General features: G+C 74.2%; 11 protein-coding genes and 1 pseudogene. 10 read left to right on the top strand and 2 right to left on the bottom strand.

Going from position 1 to position 15,077, the window contains the following annotated elements:
* Window positions 1-11: 11 nt before the first annotated feature.
* A complete protein-coding gene (locus tag ACIRGB_RS08025; protein WP_403859947.1) occupies window positions 12-212 on the bottom strand; it encodes a hypothetical protein in 201 nt (66 codons plus the stop codon).
* Window positions 213-381: 169 nt separating this feature from the next.
* Between ACIRGB_RS08025 and ACIRGB_RS08020 the strand changes: the two genes are divergently transcribed.
* Both ACIRGB_RS08020 and ACIRGB_RS08015 read left to right on the top strand, forming a co-directional pair.
* Window positions 382-1,671: a histidine kinase gene (locus tag ACIRGB_RS08020; protein ID WP_403859944.1), complete on the top strand. Its 1,290-nt coding sequence runs from the start codon at window positions 382-384 to the stop codon at window positions 1,669-1,671.
* Between the two features lie 13 nt (window positions 1,672-1,684).
* Entirely contained in the window at window positions 1,685-2,368 is a 684-nt protein-coding gene (locus ACIRGB_RS08015) for a response regulator (protein ID WP_403859941.1), read from the top strand.
* Here the strand turns inward: ACIRGB_RS08015 and ACIRGB_RS08010 are convergent.
* Window positions 2,365-3,378: a Gfo/Idh/MocA family oxidoreductase gene (locus ACIRGB_RS08010; RefSeq protein WP_403859938.1), complete on the bottom strand. Its 1,014-nt coding sequence runs from the start codon at window positions 3,376-3,378 to the stop codon at window positions 2,365-2,367. The genes ACIRGB_RS08015 and ACIRGB_RS08010 overlap by 4 nt on opposite strands.
* 128 nt (window positions 3,379-3,506) lie before the next feature.
* Between ACIRGB_RS08010 and ACIRGB_RS08005 the strand changes: the two genes are divergently transcribed.
* The 8 genes and pseudogenes from ACIRGB_RS08005 to ACIRGB_RS07970 all read left to right on the top strand — a co-directional run.
* A complete protein-coding gene (locus tag ACIRGB_RS08005) occupies window positions 3,507-4,244 on the top strand; it encodes a myo-inositol degradation transcriptional regulator (protein WP_403860637.1) in 738 nt (245 codons plus the stop codon).
* A gap of 223 nt (window positions 4,245-4,467) precedes the next feature.
* Window positions 4,468-5,472, top strand: a complete 1,005-nt coding sequence (locus ACIRGB_RS08000; RefSeq protein ID WP_403859935.1) for a sugar ABC transporter substrate-binding protein — start codon at window positions 4,468-4,470, stop codon at window positions 5,470-5,472.
* A complete protein-coding gene (locus ACIRGB_RS07995; protein ID WP_403859932.1) occupies window positions 5,469-6,509 on the top strand; it encodes an ABC transporter permease in 1,041 nt (346 codons plus the stop codon). The genes ACIRGB_RS08000 and ACIRGB_RS07995 overlap by 4 nt, the downstream gene beginning before the upstream one ends.
* On the top strand, window positions 6,506-7,321 hold the full coding sequence (locus tag ACIRGB_RS07990; RefSeq protein WP_403859930.1) for an ATP-binding cassette domain-containing protein: 816 nt from the start codon (window positions 6,506-6,508) through the stop codon (window positions 7,319-7,321). The genes ACIRGB_RS07995 and ACIRGB_RS07990 overlap by 4 nt, the downstream gene beginning before the upstream one ends.
* Before the next feature lie 91 nt (window positions 7,322-7,412).
* Window positions 7,413-8,561 (top strand): ROK family glucokinase, encoded by a 1,149-nt coding sequence (locus ACIRGB_RS07985; RefSeq protein WP_403859927.1) that lies wholly within the window; start codon window positions 7,413-7,415, stop codon window positions 8,559-8,561.
* Window positions 8,558-9,139, top strand: coding sequence for a sugar kinase (locus ACIRGB_RS07980; RefSeq protein WP_403859924.1), 582 nt, complete (start codon window positions 8,558-8,560; stop codon window positions 9,137-9,139). The genes ACIRGB_RS07985 and ACIRGB_RS07980 overlap by 4 nt, the downstream gene beginning before the upstream one ends.
* Window positions 9,140-9,250: 111 nt before the next feature.
* Window positions 9,251-12,154 carry an SNF2-related protein gene (locus ACIRGB_RS07975; RefSeq protein ID WP_403859921.1) on the top strand — a complete coding sequence of 968 codons (2,904 nt, stop codon included), beginning with the start codon at window positions 9,251-9,253 and terminating at the stop codon, window positions 12,152-12,154.
* 1,541 nt (window positions 12,155-13,695) lie between these two features.
* A pseudogene (locus ACIRGB_RS07970) lies at window positions 13,696-14,991 on the top strand (SWIM zinc finger family protein); the annotation flags it as partial.
* Window positions 14,992-15,077: the final 86 nt, after the last annotated feature.

The raw sequence follows: 15,077 nt of genomic DNA, 5'->3' as shown, positions 1-15,077 counted from the left end.
GGCCGCCCGACTCACTTGGTCCTGCGGCTCTCGGCGGCGGCGAACAGCGCGCCGCCGAGGGCGAGCAGCGCGCCGCTCGCGTAGACCTCGTAGCCGTCCAGGACGCCGATCCGCTGCACCAGACCGACGTTCCAGTCGGTGAACTCGTGCACCAGGCCCATCAGGCCCTGCACCACGGCGAGGAAGCCCAAGAACTCCAACAGTTGCTTCATGATCACGACTCTCGCCCCGCGGTACCCCCACACACATCGGCCGCGGGGCGAGTCCTGCCCGACGGAAGGCGGCGGCGCGCGCATACCGCGCGCCGAAAGTCGCCGCTCGCGCGACTTCGGTCGACGCTCCCCGCCGACCGGCGGTTCCGGACGCCGTTCCTGCGTAGATTTGTCGACTGTGAACAGTGACGAACGGGCCACGGTGCCCCCGGCCTTCGCGAAACAGCGCTGGGTGCTGCCGGCGGCCCTGGTCGAGGACCTGTACCCGCAGCCCCGGCGGCCCGGCGGCCGCCCCCGGCGCACCGCGCGCGACTGGGTCGTCGACTTCGCCTGCTTCCTGCTCGCCGTCACCATCGGCCTGCTGGCCGCCGACGCGCTGGACCAGGAGCCGGACCTCTCACCGGCCATGGCCGTCGCGGACCAGCTGATCGGCGCCCTGGCCTGTGCCGCCGTCTGGCTCCGGCGGCGCTGGCCGGTCGGGCTGGCCGTGGCCATGGTGCCCGTCTCCCTGGTCTCGGCCACCGCGGGCGGTGCCGTCCTCGCCGCCCTGTTCACCCTCGCCGTGCACCGGCCCTTCCGGTACGTGGCCTGGATCGGCGGTGCGAGTCTCGCGGTGACGCCCCTGTACTACTGGATGCGCCCGGAACCCGGACTGCCCTTCCTCGCCTCCCTCCTCATCGCCTTCCTGCTCGCCGTCACGGTGCTCGGCTGGGGCCTGCTGGTCCGCTCCAAGCGCCAGCTGCTGCTCAGCCTGCGCGACCGCGCCCGGCACGCCGAGGCCGAGGCCCGGCTGCGGGCCGAACAGGCGCAGCGGCTGGCCCGGGAGGCCATCGCCCGCGAGATGCACGACGTCCTCGCCCACCGGCTGACGCTGCTCAGCGTGCACGCGGGCGCCCTGGAGTTCCGGCCCGACGCGCCCCGGGCAGAGGTCGTGCGGGCGGCGGGCGTCATCCGGGAGAGCGCGCACGAGGCCCTCCAGGACCTGCGGCAGATCATCGGTGTCCTGCGGGCCGGGGAGTCCGACGACGCGGGCCGCCCCCAGCCGACGCTCGCGGCGCTCGACGCGCTGGTCGCCGAGTCCCGCGAGGCCGGCATGAAGGTCACCCTCGTGGACCGCGTGCCCGATCCCGGTGCCGTCCCCGCCGCCGTCGGCCGCACCGCGTACCGCATCGCCCAGGAGGCGCTGACCAACGCGCGCAAGCACGCGCCCGGCACCGAGGTCATCGTCTCGGTCACCGGAGCACCGGGCGACGGACTCGCCCTGTCGGTGCGCAACGCCCCGCCCCGCGGCGAGGTGCCCCACGTGCCCGGGTCCGGGCAGGGCCTGATCGGGCTGACCGAGCGGGCCACGCTCGCGGGCGGCGCCCTGGAGCACGGCCCGACACCCGGCGGCGGCTTCGAGGTCCGGGCGACGCTGCCGTGGGACCGACACGCGACAAGGGGCCGGGGGCGACCGTGATTACGTGGGACGCATGACTGCGATCAGACTGCTCCTCGTCGACGACGACCCGCTGGTGCGGGCCGGTCTGGCCCTCATGCTGGGCGGCGCCGACGACGTGGAGATCGTCGGCGAGGCCGCCGACGGCGACGAGGCCGGGGCGCTCGTCGACCGCACCCGCCCGGACGTCGTCCTCATGGACATCCGGATGCCGGGGGTGGACGGCCTCACGGCGACCGAGCGGCTGCGGGGCCGGGCGGACGCGCCCCAGGTCGTCGTGCTCACCACCTTCCACGCGGACGAGCAGGTACTGCGCGCCCTGCGGGCCGGTGCCGCCGGGTTCGTCCTCAAGGACACCCCGCCCGCCGAGATCCTCGACGCGGTGCGCAGGGTCGCGGCCGGCGAACCCGTCCTGTCGCCCGCCGTCACCCGGCGCCTGATGCAGCGGGCGGTGGCCGGTACCGGCCCCGACGCGCGGCGCACGCGCGCGCGTGCCCGCGTGGAGACCCTCAACGACCGCGAGCGCGAGGTCGCCGTCGCGGTCGGCCGTGGCATGGCCAACGCCGACATCGCGGCCCACCTCTTCATGAGCGTCGCCACGGTCAAGGCCCACGTCTCCCGCATCCTGGCCAAGCTCGGCCTCGGCAACCGGGTCCAGATCGCCCTGCTGGCGTACGACGCGGGACTCCTGGACGAGTACCAGGACGACACCCCCTAAGAGGTGGGCGCCTCGGGGACCTCCGCCAGCCGTACGGGTCTGCGCTCGCGGCGGGAGATGTCGCAGGCCTCCGCGATCCGCAGGGCGTGCAGCGCCTCGCGCCCGTCGCAGGGGTTGGCCCGCTCGCCGCGCACCACCCGCACGAACGTGTTCAGCTCGGCCTCGTAGGCGGGCCCGAAGCGCTCCACGAAGCCCGTCCACGGCTTGTCCGCGGCCGGGGGACCGGTCGGCTCGGTGGACGCGATCGGCGTACGGTCGTCCAGGCCCACGACGATCTGGTCCAGCTCCCCGGCCAGCTCCATGCGGACGTCGTACCCCGCCCCGTTCAGCCGCGTCGCCGTCGCCGTCGCCAGCGTGCCGTCGTCCAGCGTGAGCAGCGCCGCGCCCGTGTCCACGTCGTCCGCCGCGCGGAACACCGGCGGACCGGCGTCGGACCCGGCGGCGTACACGTCGACGACCTCCCGCCCGGTCACCCAGCGCAGGACGTCGAAGTCGTGGATGAGCGTGTCCCGGTAGAGCCCGCCGGACTGCGGCAGGTACTCGGCCGGCGGCGGGGCCTGGTCGCTCGTCACCGCCCGGACGGTGTGCAGCCGGCCCAGCCGCCCGGACCGCACCGCCTCCCGGGCCCCGGTGTAGCCGGTGTCGAAGCGGCGCTGGAAACCCATCTGGAGGATCGTCCCGGCGGCCTCCACCTCGGCGATCGCCTGCAACGTGCCGGGCAGGTCGAGGGCGATGGGCTTCTCGCAGAACACCGGCAGCCCCGAACGGGCCGCCCGTCCGATCAGCTCCGCGTGGGCCGGCGTCGCCGTGGTGATCACCACCGCGTCCACGCCCCACTGGAAGATCTCGTCCACTCCCGGCGCCGCCGTCTCGCCCAGCCGGTGCGCCAGCTCCTGGGCCCGCGTGAGGTCGGCGTCCGTGAGGATCAGGGACCCGACGTCGCGGTGGCGGCTGAGCGTGTTGGCGTGAACGGTGCCGATGCGGCCCGTTCCGATGACCCCGATGCGCATGGAATCAAAGTGGGCTCACCGCCGCCCCCTGTCAATGCGTATGTCCGGACAATCGAACTACACAACTTCCCGTCATCTGCGCACGGAGCTACGCTCGGCCCGTGCCGAAACCAGAAGTGGACCCGACCGTGTCGCTGGACCTCAGCGTGGATCGCAGCAGCCCCGTGCCGCTGTACTTCCAGCTGTCGCAGCAGCTGGAGGCCGCGATCGAGCACGGCGCGCTGACCCCCGGCAGCCTGCTGGGCAACGAGATCGAGCTGGCCGCGCGGCTCGGTCTGTCCCGGCCCACCGTCCGCCAGGCCATCCAGTCGCTCGTCGACAAGGGCCTGCTCGTGCGCCGCCGCGGCGTCGGCACCCAGGTCGTGCACAGCAAGGTCCGGCGCCCCCTGGAACTCAGCAGCCTCTTCGACGACCTGGAGGCGGCGGGCCAGCGCCCGGCGACGAAGGTCCTGGTCAACACCGTCGTCCCGGCCCCCGCGGAGATCGCCGCCGCGCTCGGCGTCGCCGAGGACAGCGAGGTGCACCGCATCGAGCGGCTGCGGCTGACGCACGGGGAACCGATGGCGTACCTGTGCAACTACCTGCCGCCCGGCCTCGTCGACCTGGACACCGGGCAGCTGGAGGCCACCGGCCTCTACCGGCTGATGCGCGCCGCCGGGATCACCCTGCACAGCGCCCGGCAGTCCATCGGCGCCCGCGCCGCCACCCCCGGCGAGGCCGAGCGGCTCGGCGAGGACGCGGGCGCCCCGCTGCTCACGATGGAGCGCACCACCTTCGACGACACGGGGCGCGCGGTCGAGTTCGGCACCCACACCTACCGGCCGTCCCGCTACTCCTTCGAGTTCCAGCTGCTCGTGCGGTCCTGAGCGACCGCGCGTCCGGCGCCGGCACCCACCGGCACCACCCACGGGCGGCACCCATCGTGCGGGTTCGTCGCCATGTCCGGACAATGTGACCCTCGGCCGCGCCCCGGAGGCAAAGGCTCCGCTTGTGTGTCGGACAATGGGGCGTTTGGGGTTTCCAGAACCCGGCCGGGGTGGTGACAGACCCCGCGCGCACAGCACGGCACAGCAAGAAGGGCACGGCCTCGTGGCACGGTTTCGGACATGGGTGGGCATCGCGCTGGCAGGGGCACTCTCGGTGTCCCTGGCGGGGTGCAGCAGCACCGGCGGCAAGCGCGCCGAGGACGCCCGCAAGGCCGCGTCGGCCGAGGGCAGGGCGGCGGTGAACACCCCCCGCTGGACCTTCGCGATGATCACCCACTCGGGTGACGGCGACACCTTCTGGGACATCGTCCAGAGCGGCGCCGAGCAGGCCGCGGTCAAGGACAACATCAACTTCCTGTACTCCCACGACGACGAGGCACAGCAGCAGGCCCAGCTCGTGAACGCGGCCATCGACAAGAAGGTCGACGGCATCGTCGTCACCCTCGCCAAGCCCGACGCGATGAAGTCCGCCCTCGCCCGCGCGCACAAGGCGGGCATCCCGGTGATCACGGTGAACTCCGGCTCCGAGGAGTCCAAGGAGTTCGGCGCCCTCACCCACGTCGGCCAGGACGAGACCATCGCGGGCGAGGCCGTGGGCGAGGAACTGAACCATCGTGGCCGCGAGCAGGCGATCTGCGTGCTCCACGAACAGGGCAACGTCGGCCACGAGCAGCGCTGCGACGGAGTGGAGAAGACCTTCGACGGCAAGGTCCAGCGGCTCTACGTCAACGGCACCAGCATGCCGGATGTGCAGTCCGCCATCGAGGCCAAGCTCCAGACCGACAAGTCCGTCGACGCCGTGGTCACCCTCGGCGCCCCCTACGCCGACACCGCCGTCAAGGCCAAGCAGGGCGCCGGCAGCAAGGCCGAGATCGACACCTTCGACCTCAACGCCAAGGTGGCCGCCGGACTCGAGGACGGCACCCTCGGCTTCGCCGTCGACCAGCAGCCCTACCTCCAGGGCTACGAGGCCGTGGACCTGCTGTGGCTGTACAAGTACAACGCCGACATGCTCGGCGGCGGCCGCCCCGTACTCACCGGGCCGCAGATCATCACCAAGGACGACGCCGCAGCGCTGGCCGACTACACGAAGCGGGGCACCCGGTGAACGCCACGCAGGTGAAGGCGGCCGACGAACGGCTTCTGCGGACCTCTCCGCTGCGCACACTCCTGGGCCGTCCCGAGCTGGGCTCCGTCGTCGGCGCGATCGCCGTCTTCGTCTTCTTCGCGGTCTTCGCCGACAGCTTCCTGCACGCCGCCAGCCTCAGCACGGTGCTCTACGCCGCGTCCACGATCGGCATCATGGCCGTCCCGGTGGCGCTGCTGATGATCGGCGGCGAGTTCGACCTGTCCGCGGGCGTCATGGTCACCTCCTCGGCCCTGGTGTCGTCGATGTTCAGCTACCAGATGACCGCCAACGTCTGGGTCGGCGTCGGTGTGTCGCTGCTGGTCACCCTGGCGATCGGCGCCTTCAACGGCTTCATGCTCACCCGCACCAAACTGCCCAGCTTCATCATCACGCTGGGCACCTTCCTCATGCTGACCGGCCTGAACCTGGGCTTCACCAAGCTCATCGACGGCACCGTCTCCACCAAGTCGATCGCCGACATGGAGGGCTTCTCCTCCGCCCACGACGTCTTCGCCGCCACGATCACCATCGGCGGCGTCGGCTTCAAGGTGACCATCCTGTGGTGGCTCGCCCTGGTCGCCGTCGCCAGCTGGATCCTGCTGCGCACCCGGGCCGGCAACTGGATCTTCGCGGTCGGCGGCAACAAGGACGCCGCCCGCGCGGTCGGCGTCCCGGTCACCAGGACCAAGATCGGCCTCTACATGGGCGTGGGCTTCGGCGCCTGGATCTCGGGCCAGCACCTGCTCTTCTCCTACGACGTCGTCCAGTCCGGCGAGGGCGTCGGCAACGAGCTGATCTACATCATCGCGGCCGTCATCGGCGGCTGCCTGATCACCGGCGGCTACGGCAGCGCCGTCGGCTCGGCGGTCGGCGCGTTCATCTTCGGCATGACCAGCAAGGGCATCGTCTTCGCCGAGTGGAACCCCGACTGGTTCAAGTTCTTCCTCGGAGCGATGCTGCTCCTCGCGACCCTGCTCAACGCCTGGGTCCGCAAGCGCGCGGAGGCCACCACATGACGCAGACCGAAGGCCGTACGGCGCTCGTCGAGCTGTCCGGCGTCAGCAAGAACTACGGCAACGTACGCGCCCTGGAAGGCGTGTCCTTGGAGGTCCACGCCGGGGAGATCACCTGCGTCCTGGGCGACAACGGCGCGGGCAAGTCCACCCTCATCAAGATCATCTCCGGGTTGCACCAGCACGACGGCGGCACGCTGAGCCTGGACGGCGACGAGACCCGCCTGTCCTCCCCGCGCGAGGCGCTGGACCGCGGTATCGCCACCGTCTACCAGGACCTGGCCGTCGTCCCGCTCATGCCGGTCTGGCGCAACTTCTTCCTCGGCTCCGAGCCGCGCAAGGGCGTCGCCCCGTTCAAGCGCATGGACGTCGACCACATGCGCCGCACCACCCACGCGGAACTGCTGCGCATGGGCATCGACCTCCGCGACGTCGACCAGCCCATCGGCACCCTCTCCGGCGGCGAGCGCCAGTGTGTGGCGATCGCCCGCGCGGTGTACTTCGGCGCGAAGGTCCTGGTGCTCGACGAACCGACGGCGGCACTGGGGGTGAAGCAGTCCGGTGTGGTCCTCAAATATGTGGCGGCGGCACGTGACCAGGGCCTGGGTGTCGTACTCATCACCCACAACCCCCACCACGCGTACCTGGTGGGCGACCGCTTCGTCCTGCTGAAGCGCGGCACGATGGTCGGCAACCACGAGCGGGACGCCATCACGCTGGACGAGCTGACGCGCCAGATGGCAGGCGGAAACGAGCTGGACGATCTGCGCCATGAGCTGCAACGCACCCAGGGGCGCGGGGAACGGCGCGAGTAACCACGACGCACCCGCACCCGGCAACGAACCGGTCACACCACCCCCTGTCCCATTCGGCACCCGGCGTGAGCGTGCGGCACAATCGCACCCGATGAGCACCTACCGCGACTTCACCGCCCCCATCGGCTCCCGCCGCGCCACGGTCCTGCGCACCGTGGGCACCAGGGAACGCCGCTCGCACCTCACGGCACCCCGCGTGCCCACGGTCGGCATCGACATCGGCGGTACGAAGGTCATGGCGGGTGTCGTCGACGCCGACGGCACCATCCTGGAGACGCTCCGCACGGAGACCCCGGACAAGTCCAAGAGCCCGAAGGTCGTCGAGGACACGATCGTCGAGCTGGTCCTGGACCTGTCCGACCGGCACGACGTGCACGCCGTCGGCATCGGCGCGGCCGGCTGGGTCGACGCCGACCGCAACCGCGTGCTGTTCGCCCCCCACCTGTCCTGGCGCAACGAGCCGCTGCGCGACCGCATCGCCGGCCGCCTCGCGGTCCCCGTCCTGGTGGACAACGACGCCAACACCGCCGCCTGGGCCGAGTGGCGCTTCGGCGCCGGCCGCGGCGAGGACCACCTCGTCATGATCACGCTCGGCACCGGCATCGGCGGCGCGATCCTGGAGGACGGCCAGGTCAAGCGCGGCAAGTACGGCGTCGCCGGCGAGTTCGGGCACATGCAGGTCGTCCCCGGCGGCCATCGCTGCCCGTGCGGCAACCGCGGCTGCTGGGAGCAGTACAGCTCGGGGAACGCCCTGGTCAGGGAGGCCCGCGAGATGGCCGCCGCCGACTCGCCGGTGGCGTACGGGATCATCGAGCACGTCAAGGGCAGCATCGGCGACATCAGCGGCCCGATGATCACCGAGCTGGCCCGCGAGGGCGACGCCATGTGCGTCGAGCTGCTCCAGGACATCGGGCAGTGGCTCGGCGTCGGCATCGCGAACCTCGCCGCGGCCCTCGACCCGTCCTGCTTCGTCATCGGCGGTGGCGTCAGCGCCGCCGACGACCTGCTGATCGGCCCCGCGCGCGACGCCTTCAAGCGCCAGCTCACCGGCCGCGGGTACCGCCCCGAGGCCCGCATCGTCCGGGCCCAGCTCGGCCCGGAGGCCGGCATGGTGGGCGCCGCCGACCTGGCCCGGCTGGTCGCCCGCCGGTTCCGCCGGGCCAAGCGGCGCCGGGTGGAGCGGTACGAGCGCTACGAGCGGTACGCCGAGGCCCGCCGCACGTCCGGGGAGTCGCTGTGACGGAATCCCTGCCCCACCAGCCCGGCCCCCCGGAGACGCCCCCTCCCGCGGCGGAGGACCGTCGGCACATGATCCGCCGGCGTGCGCTCACCCTGATCATCATCGTGCTGCTCATCGGCGTCCCGGCCGGCTACCTCGCGATCTCCGCCAGCCAGAGCCGCGACAGCGGCCGGGACAAGGAGGCGAAGTACGCGGCGACCGGCATGACCGAGGGCTGGCCCTCCAAGCTCCAGCGCCGCATCTACGAGGTGCCCGTCCCGGTGCCGTCCGAAGAGGTCGCGTACTACGAGACGAACAACTGGAAGACCAGCCGGCTCTACGTCCAGTTCGAGACCACCGCCGCCGGTCTCGACGTCTTCCTGGCCGGGCTGGGCGTCGACCGGGACGCGCTGAAGAAGGACAGGATCGCGATCAGCGACCGCGCCCAGCGGGTCACCGGCTGGGAGTTCGGCGGGTCCGGCTTCTGGTGGGGCGTCGTCAACGAGCAGAAGGACCCGGCGCCCACCCAGGACGTCGTCGTGAACATGAAGAACCCGGACTACCCGATGGTGTACGTCGTCTCGCACACCGTTCCGTAAGGTCCCCGCGGCCCGGCGCCCCGGCGGCGGACCGCCGGAGCCGATTGTCAGACCCCGCCCGTAGAGTCGAAGACATCTGATCGGGCAGACGGGCGGGAGGTGACAGGACGTATGGGTGACGTGGCCGTGCCGGAGACGAGGCGGGCCGAGGCGCCGACGGCGTCCGTCCCCGCCCGGCTCGCGGCCGTCTTCCTGCCCGCGCCGCTCCCGCGCGAGGGACGGATCGCCTTCTGGGACCCTGCCGGCGGCCCGGTCGCCGGGGAGGCGGGACCGGACCGCGACGACCGGCCCGGCGACCCGACGGAGCTGACCGTCGTACGGCGGCACGGCGCCGGGGTGCGGCGCGGGAGCGCACCCGCGCTGTCGCTGTCGCTCGCCGAGGCGCTGCCGCTGCTGGTGCGCGCCCGGCACGACCCGTCCGCCCACCCGGCCACCGCCTGCTGGGGCGCGGCGGCCCTGCACGCCCTGCGGCTCACCGCGCGCGGCCGGCTGCTGCCCGGCCTGACCGCGGCCGGACACGACGCCTGGCGGGCCGGTCCGCTCGACCCCGACGACATCGCGCACCTGCGGGCCGTGGCCGCCGCCCTGCCCCCGGAGGGGCACGCGGTCCCGCTCGAAGGGCCGGGACCGATCCGCCTGCCGGAGCCGGAAGCGCTGGTCCGCGCGTTCCTCGACGCGGTCGCCGACACCCTGCCCCGCACCCCCGCCGCACCGCACGCCACGGGCCGCCCGTTCGCCGCACGCGAGGCCCAGCGCCTGCCCGACGCCCACGACTGGGCCGCGGAGGTCGCCGCCGGCATGGACGCGGGCGTGCGGATCTCGCTCCGCCTGGACCTGTCGGCGTACGACCTGTTCGACCGGGACGGGGAGGGCGCCCCCGGGGCCGGGGGAGGCGGTGACGGCGGCCCGCGCAACGCCGGAGCGGCCGTCGTCCAGGTGCACAGCCTCGCCGACCCCACCCTCGTCGCCGACGCGGCCGACCTGTGGTCGGGGACGGCCGACGCGGCGTTCGGTGCCCGCGCGCGCGTGGACACCGCCCTGGCGGTACGGCGCGCGGCCCGGGTCTGGCCGCCGCTCGACCGGCTCACCGAACAGGACGTGCCCGACGTGCTCGCCCTGTCCGAGGAGGAGGTCACCGACCTGCTCGGGGTGGCGGCCGCCCGGCTCGCCGCCGCCGGGGTGGCCGTGCACTGGCCCCGCGACCTGGCCCAGGACCTCACCGCGACCGCGGTGATCAGGACCGCGCCCGGTTCCGCGACCGACGGCACGGGCTTCTTCGAGAGCGAGGACCTGCTCCAGTTCCGCTGGCAGCTCGCGATCGGCGGCGATGCGCTCACCGAGGCCGAGATGGACACCCTCGCGGAGGCCCACCGCCCCGTCGTCCGGCTCCGCGACCGGTGGGTGCTGGTCGACCCGGCGCTCGTCCGCCGGGCCCGCAAGCGCGATCTCGGGCTGCTCGACCCGGTCGACGCCCTCTCCGTCGCCCTCACCGGCAGCACGGAGGCCGACGGCGAGACGGTCGACGTGGTGCCCGTCGGCGCGCTGGCCGCCCTGCGCGACCGGCTCACCGCGGGCGTGCGGCCCGCCGAGGCACCACCCGGACTGCACGCCACCCTGCGCGACTACCAGCTGCGCGGCCTCGCCTGGCTCGACCTCATGACCTCGCTCGGCCTCGGCGGCTGCCTCGCCGACGACATGGGCCTCGGCAAGACCGTCACCGTCATCGCCCTGCACCTGAGGCGGGCCCGGACCGAACCGACCCTGGTGGTCTGCCCGGCCTCCCTGCTGGGGAACTGGCAGCGGGAGATCGAGCGGTTCGCGCCCGGCGTCCCGGTCCGCCGCTTCCACGGCCCCGACCGCACCCTCGACGACCTGACCGGCGGCTTCGTCCTCACCACCTACGGCACCATGCGGTCCGCCGCCACCACCCTGGCCGAGCAGCCCTGGGGCATGGTCGTCGCGGACGAGGCCCAGCACGTGAAGAACCCGTACTCGGCGACGGCGAAGGCCCTGCGGACCATCCCGTCCCCGGCGCGGGTCGCCCTGACCGGCACCCCCGTGGAGAACAACCTCTCCGAGCTGTGGGCGCTGCTCGACTGGACCACCCCCGGGCTGCTCGGCCCCCTGAAGTCCTTCCGCGCCCGGCACGCGCGCGCGGTGGAGAACGGCGAGGACGACCAGGCGGTGGAGCGCCTCGCCCGCCTCATCCGCCCCTTCCTGCTGCGCCGCAAGAAGTCCGACCCGGGCATCGTCCCCGAGCTGCCGCCGAAGACCGAGACGGACCACCCCGTCCCGCTCACCCGCGAACAGGCCGCGCTGTACGAGGCGGTGGTGCGCGAGTCGATGCTCGCCATCGAGGAGGCCGAGGGCATGGGTCGCCGCGGTCTCGTCCTCAAGCTGCTGACGTCGCTGAAACAGATCTGCGACCACCCCGCGCTGTTCCTGAAGGAGGAGCACCCGCCGGGCGGCGCCGACCGGATGACCGCGCGCTCGGGCAAGCTCGCCCTGCTGGACGAGCTGCTGGACACCATGCTCGCCGAGGACGGCTCGGTGCTGGTCTTCACGCAGTACGTCGGCATGGCCCGCCTCATCACCTCCCACCTGGCCGCCCGCGCGGTCCCGGTCGACCTGCTGCACGGGGGCACGCCGGTGCCGGAGCGGGAGCGGATGGTGGACCGCTTCCAGAGCGGGGCGACCCCCGTCCTCGTGCTGTCCCTGAAGGCCGCCGGTACCGGCCTCAACCTCACCCGCGCCGGGCACGTCGTGCACTTCGACCGCTGGTGGAACCCGGCCGTGGAGGAACAGGCCACCGACCGCGCCTACCGCATCGGACAGACCCAGCCGGTCCAGGTCCACCGGCTCATCACCGAGGGCACGGTCGAGGACCGCATCGCCGAGATGCTCCAGTCCAAGCGGGCCCTGGCCGACGCGATCCTCGGCTCCGGGGAGGCGGCCCTCACCGAACTGACGGCCCGTGAACTGTCCGACCTCGTGTCCCTGCGGAGGCCGTCATGACCCCCCGGCCCGCCGACGAGGCCCGCCGCGCCCTGCGCGAGGCACGCGAGCGCGGGGAGGCAGCGGGCGCGGACGGAGAACGCGGGGCGACGTCACCGCCCCCGGCCCCGGCACGGGGTGAGGAGGGCGGCGACCCGGGTCGGACGCCGGGGGAACCCACCTCGACGCGCCCCGGGGACATCGCCCGCGCCGCGCTGCGCAGCGCCCGCACCGCACGGCAGGCCGGTGTGCACGACCCCGCGGACAGCCCTGACACGCGGCCCGACGTCCCCGACGAGCCCGCTGCCGCCAACGCCTCCGACGTGCCGCCGCCGGGACCGCGGGGCGCTGCGCGTCCGGCCGGTTCGGCGGCCCCGGCGGACCGCGGAGCGCTCGGGGAACCGGCAGCCCCGGCCCTGCCAGACCCAGCCGACGCGACCGGCCCGGGAGATCCGGGGCCCGTGGGGAAGCCCTCAGCTCCGGACGAGCAGACCGTCCGGTCCGACGACGTGCCCGCACCGGACGGGGCGTCACTTCCCGGCTCCATGGGCGTGGGGGCCGCCCGGCCGGCGGACGTGGCGCGCGAGGCGTTGCGGGCGGCGCGTCGGCAGGCGAAGGCGGACGCGTCGGCCAAGGGCGTACCGGCCGAGGGCGCGGCGCACGCGCGCCGGTCGCCCCGTCCGGCCGGTCGTCAGCGGCGGGCGACCGGCGGTCCCGGCACCGCCGACGCCCGCGCCCGTGCCGTACGGGACTTCGCCGCGGGCGCGTTCCGACTGCCCCCGGAGGCGGACCCCGTCGAGGAGGCCCTGCCCGCCGGGGTGCCGACCGGTGAATCCGCCGGGGTCCGGGTGGCCGCCCACCCGGAGCAGGGGTCGGACCCGGTCGAGGAGGCCCCGCCCGCCGGGGAGCCGGCCGCCGCAACCGCCGCCGAGGGGCGGGCGGCCACCCACCCGCATGCGTCTCCCGGTGCGGATCGGGTTGCCGGTGCCGCGCCCGCCAGTTCTGGTGCTGGGCCTGGGCCGCATGCGTCTCCTGGTGCGGATCGTGTCGTCGGTGCCGTGCCCGCCGGTCCTGGCGCTGGGCCTGGGCCGCACGCGTCTCCCGATGCGGATCGCGTCGCCGGAGCCACGCCCGCCCGCGCTGACGCTGAGCCTGGGCCACACGCGTCTCCCGGCGCGGACCCCGCCGTCGGTGCCGCGCCCGCCGGTCCTGACGCCGAGTCTGCGCCGCACTCGTATCCCGGCGCGGACCCCGCTGCCGGAGGCATGCCCGCCTCCCTTGACGCTGCGCCTGCGCCGCACTCGTCCCCCGGCGCGGACCCCGCTGCCGGAGTCACGCCCGCCGCCCCTGAAGCCGTCCCCGCGCCGCACCTGGAAGGTTCGGCGCCCGCCGCCGAAGCCACGCCCACCTCACCTGAAGCTGCCGCCGAAGCCACGCCCCCCTCCCCGGAAGCCGACCCCGCGCCCCACCCGGAAGGTCCGGAGCCCGGCGCCGGGTGGTCGCGGCGCCCGCAGCAGTCCTCGGCGGCGCGCGGTCGGGCCGTCGCCGGTGCCACCGCACCGCCCGCGCGACCCCGCGCACCCCGCTCGATGGCGGCCCCGGGCCGGGACGGCGATCTTCGGCGTACCTTTCCCGCGCTGCCGCCCCGGGCCGGGGACGAGGGCTTCGCCGGGACGTGGTGGGGAAACGCGTGGGTGACCGCGTTGGAGGAGGGCGCCCTGGACGCCGCCCGGCTGGAGCGCGGACGCGGTTACGCGGAGCGGGGGCATGTGGACGCCATCACCGTGACGCCCGGGCTGGTCCTCGCCTATGTGCAGGGCAGCCGCGCCCGGCCGTACCGCGTCCAGGTGCGGCTGCGGACGCTCGGCGACGCCGACTGGGACCGGTTCCTGGACGCCGCCGTCGAACGGCCCGGACACATCGCCGCCCTCCTCGACAAGGAACTTCCGCACTCCCTGGCCGACTTGGCCGACCGCGGCGTCCCGCTGCTCCCCGGGCCCGGCGACCTCACCCCGCAGTGCAGCTGCCCCGACTCCGGCCACCCCTGCAAGCACGCCGCCGCGCTCTGCTACCAGACGGCACGGCTGCTCGACGCCGACCCCTTCGTCCTGCTCCTGCTGCGCGGCCGGGGCGAACGCGCGCTGCTCGACGCCCTGTCCCGGCGGAACGCGGCCCGCGCCGCGCGTGCTGCCCAGGACCGCGGACCGGCGCCCCTGCCCGGCGTCCGGGCCGGTGAGGCGCTGACCCCGCGCGCCCTGCCGCCCCTCCCGGCGCCGCTGCCCGCACCCCCGCATCCCGAACAGCCACCGGCCTACCCGGCAGCGCCCGGCGGCCCCGACCCGTTCGCGCTGGACCAGTTGGCCACCGACGCGGCCGCCCGCGCCCACGCCCTGCTCACCACGGGGCGCGATCCCGTCGGCGGACTGACGCTGTGGCAGGACGCCGTCCGGCTCGCCGCCGCGCGCCCCGGTTCCGGCCTCACCGCGGGCACCCGCACGCTCTACGCGTCCCTCGCCTCGGCCGCCGGACGTGACACGGCGGAGCTGGCGCGGGCCGTCGCCGCCTGGCGGCAGGGCGGACCGGAGGGCCTCGACGTCCTGGAGGAGCCCTGGGACCCGCCGGCCGGCCGGTTCGACCGCGCCCGCCCGCTGCTGCGCGCCGCCGACCTCCCCGCCTTCCGCCCCTGGCGCAACCGCCTCACCCACCCACGGGGCCATGTCCAGCTCAGACTCGGCCGGGTGGGGCTCTGGTACGCGTACGAGTCGGAACCCGGCCGTGAGGACTGGTGGCCGCGCGGCACTCCCGACCTCGACCCGGTCGGCGCCCTGACCGGCCTGGGCACCCGAGTCGATCTCTGACCCCTCCCGTCATCTGGGACCAGCCTGGGACCAGCCGGGGAAGAGCCGGGGCGGAGGAGGCGTTGTCTTCCGCCTGCCGGATGGAT

It is taken from the genome of Streptomyces sp. NPDC102490 (assembly GCF_044765285.1).
Classification (GTDB): Bacteria; Actinomycetota; Actinomycetes; order Streptomycetales; family Streptomycetaceae; genus Streptomyces.
Note: the sequence above shows the minus strand (reverse complement) of the source record. Positions and strands in the feature narration are given on the sequence as shown.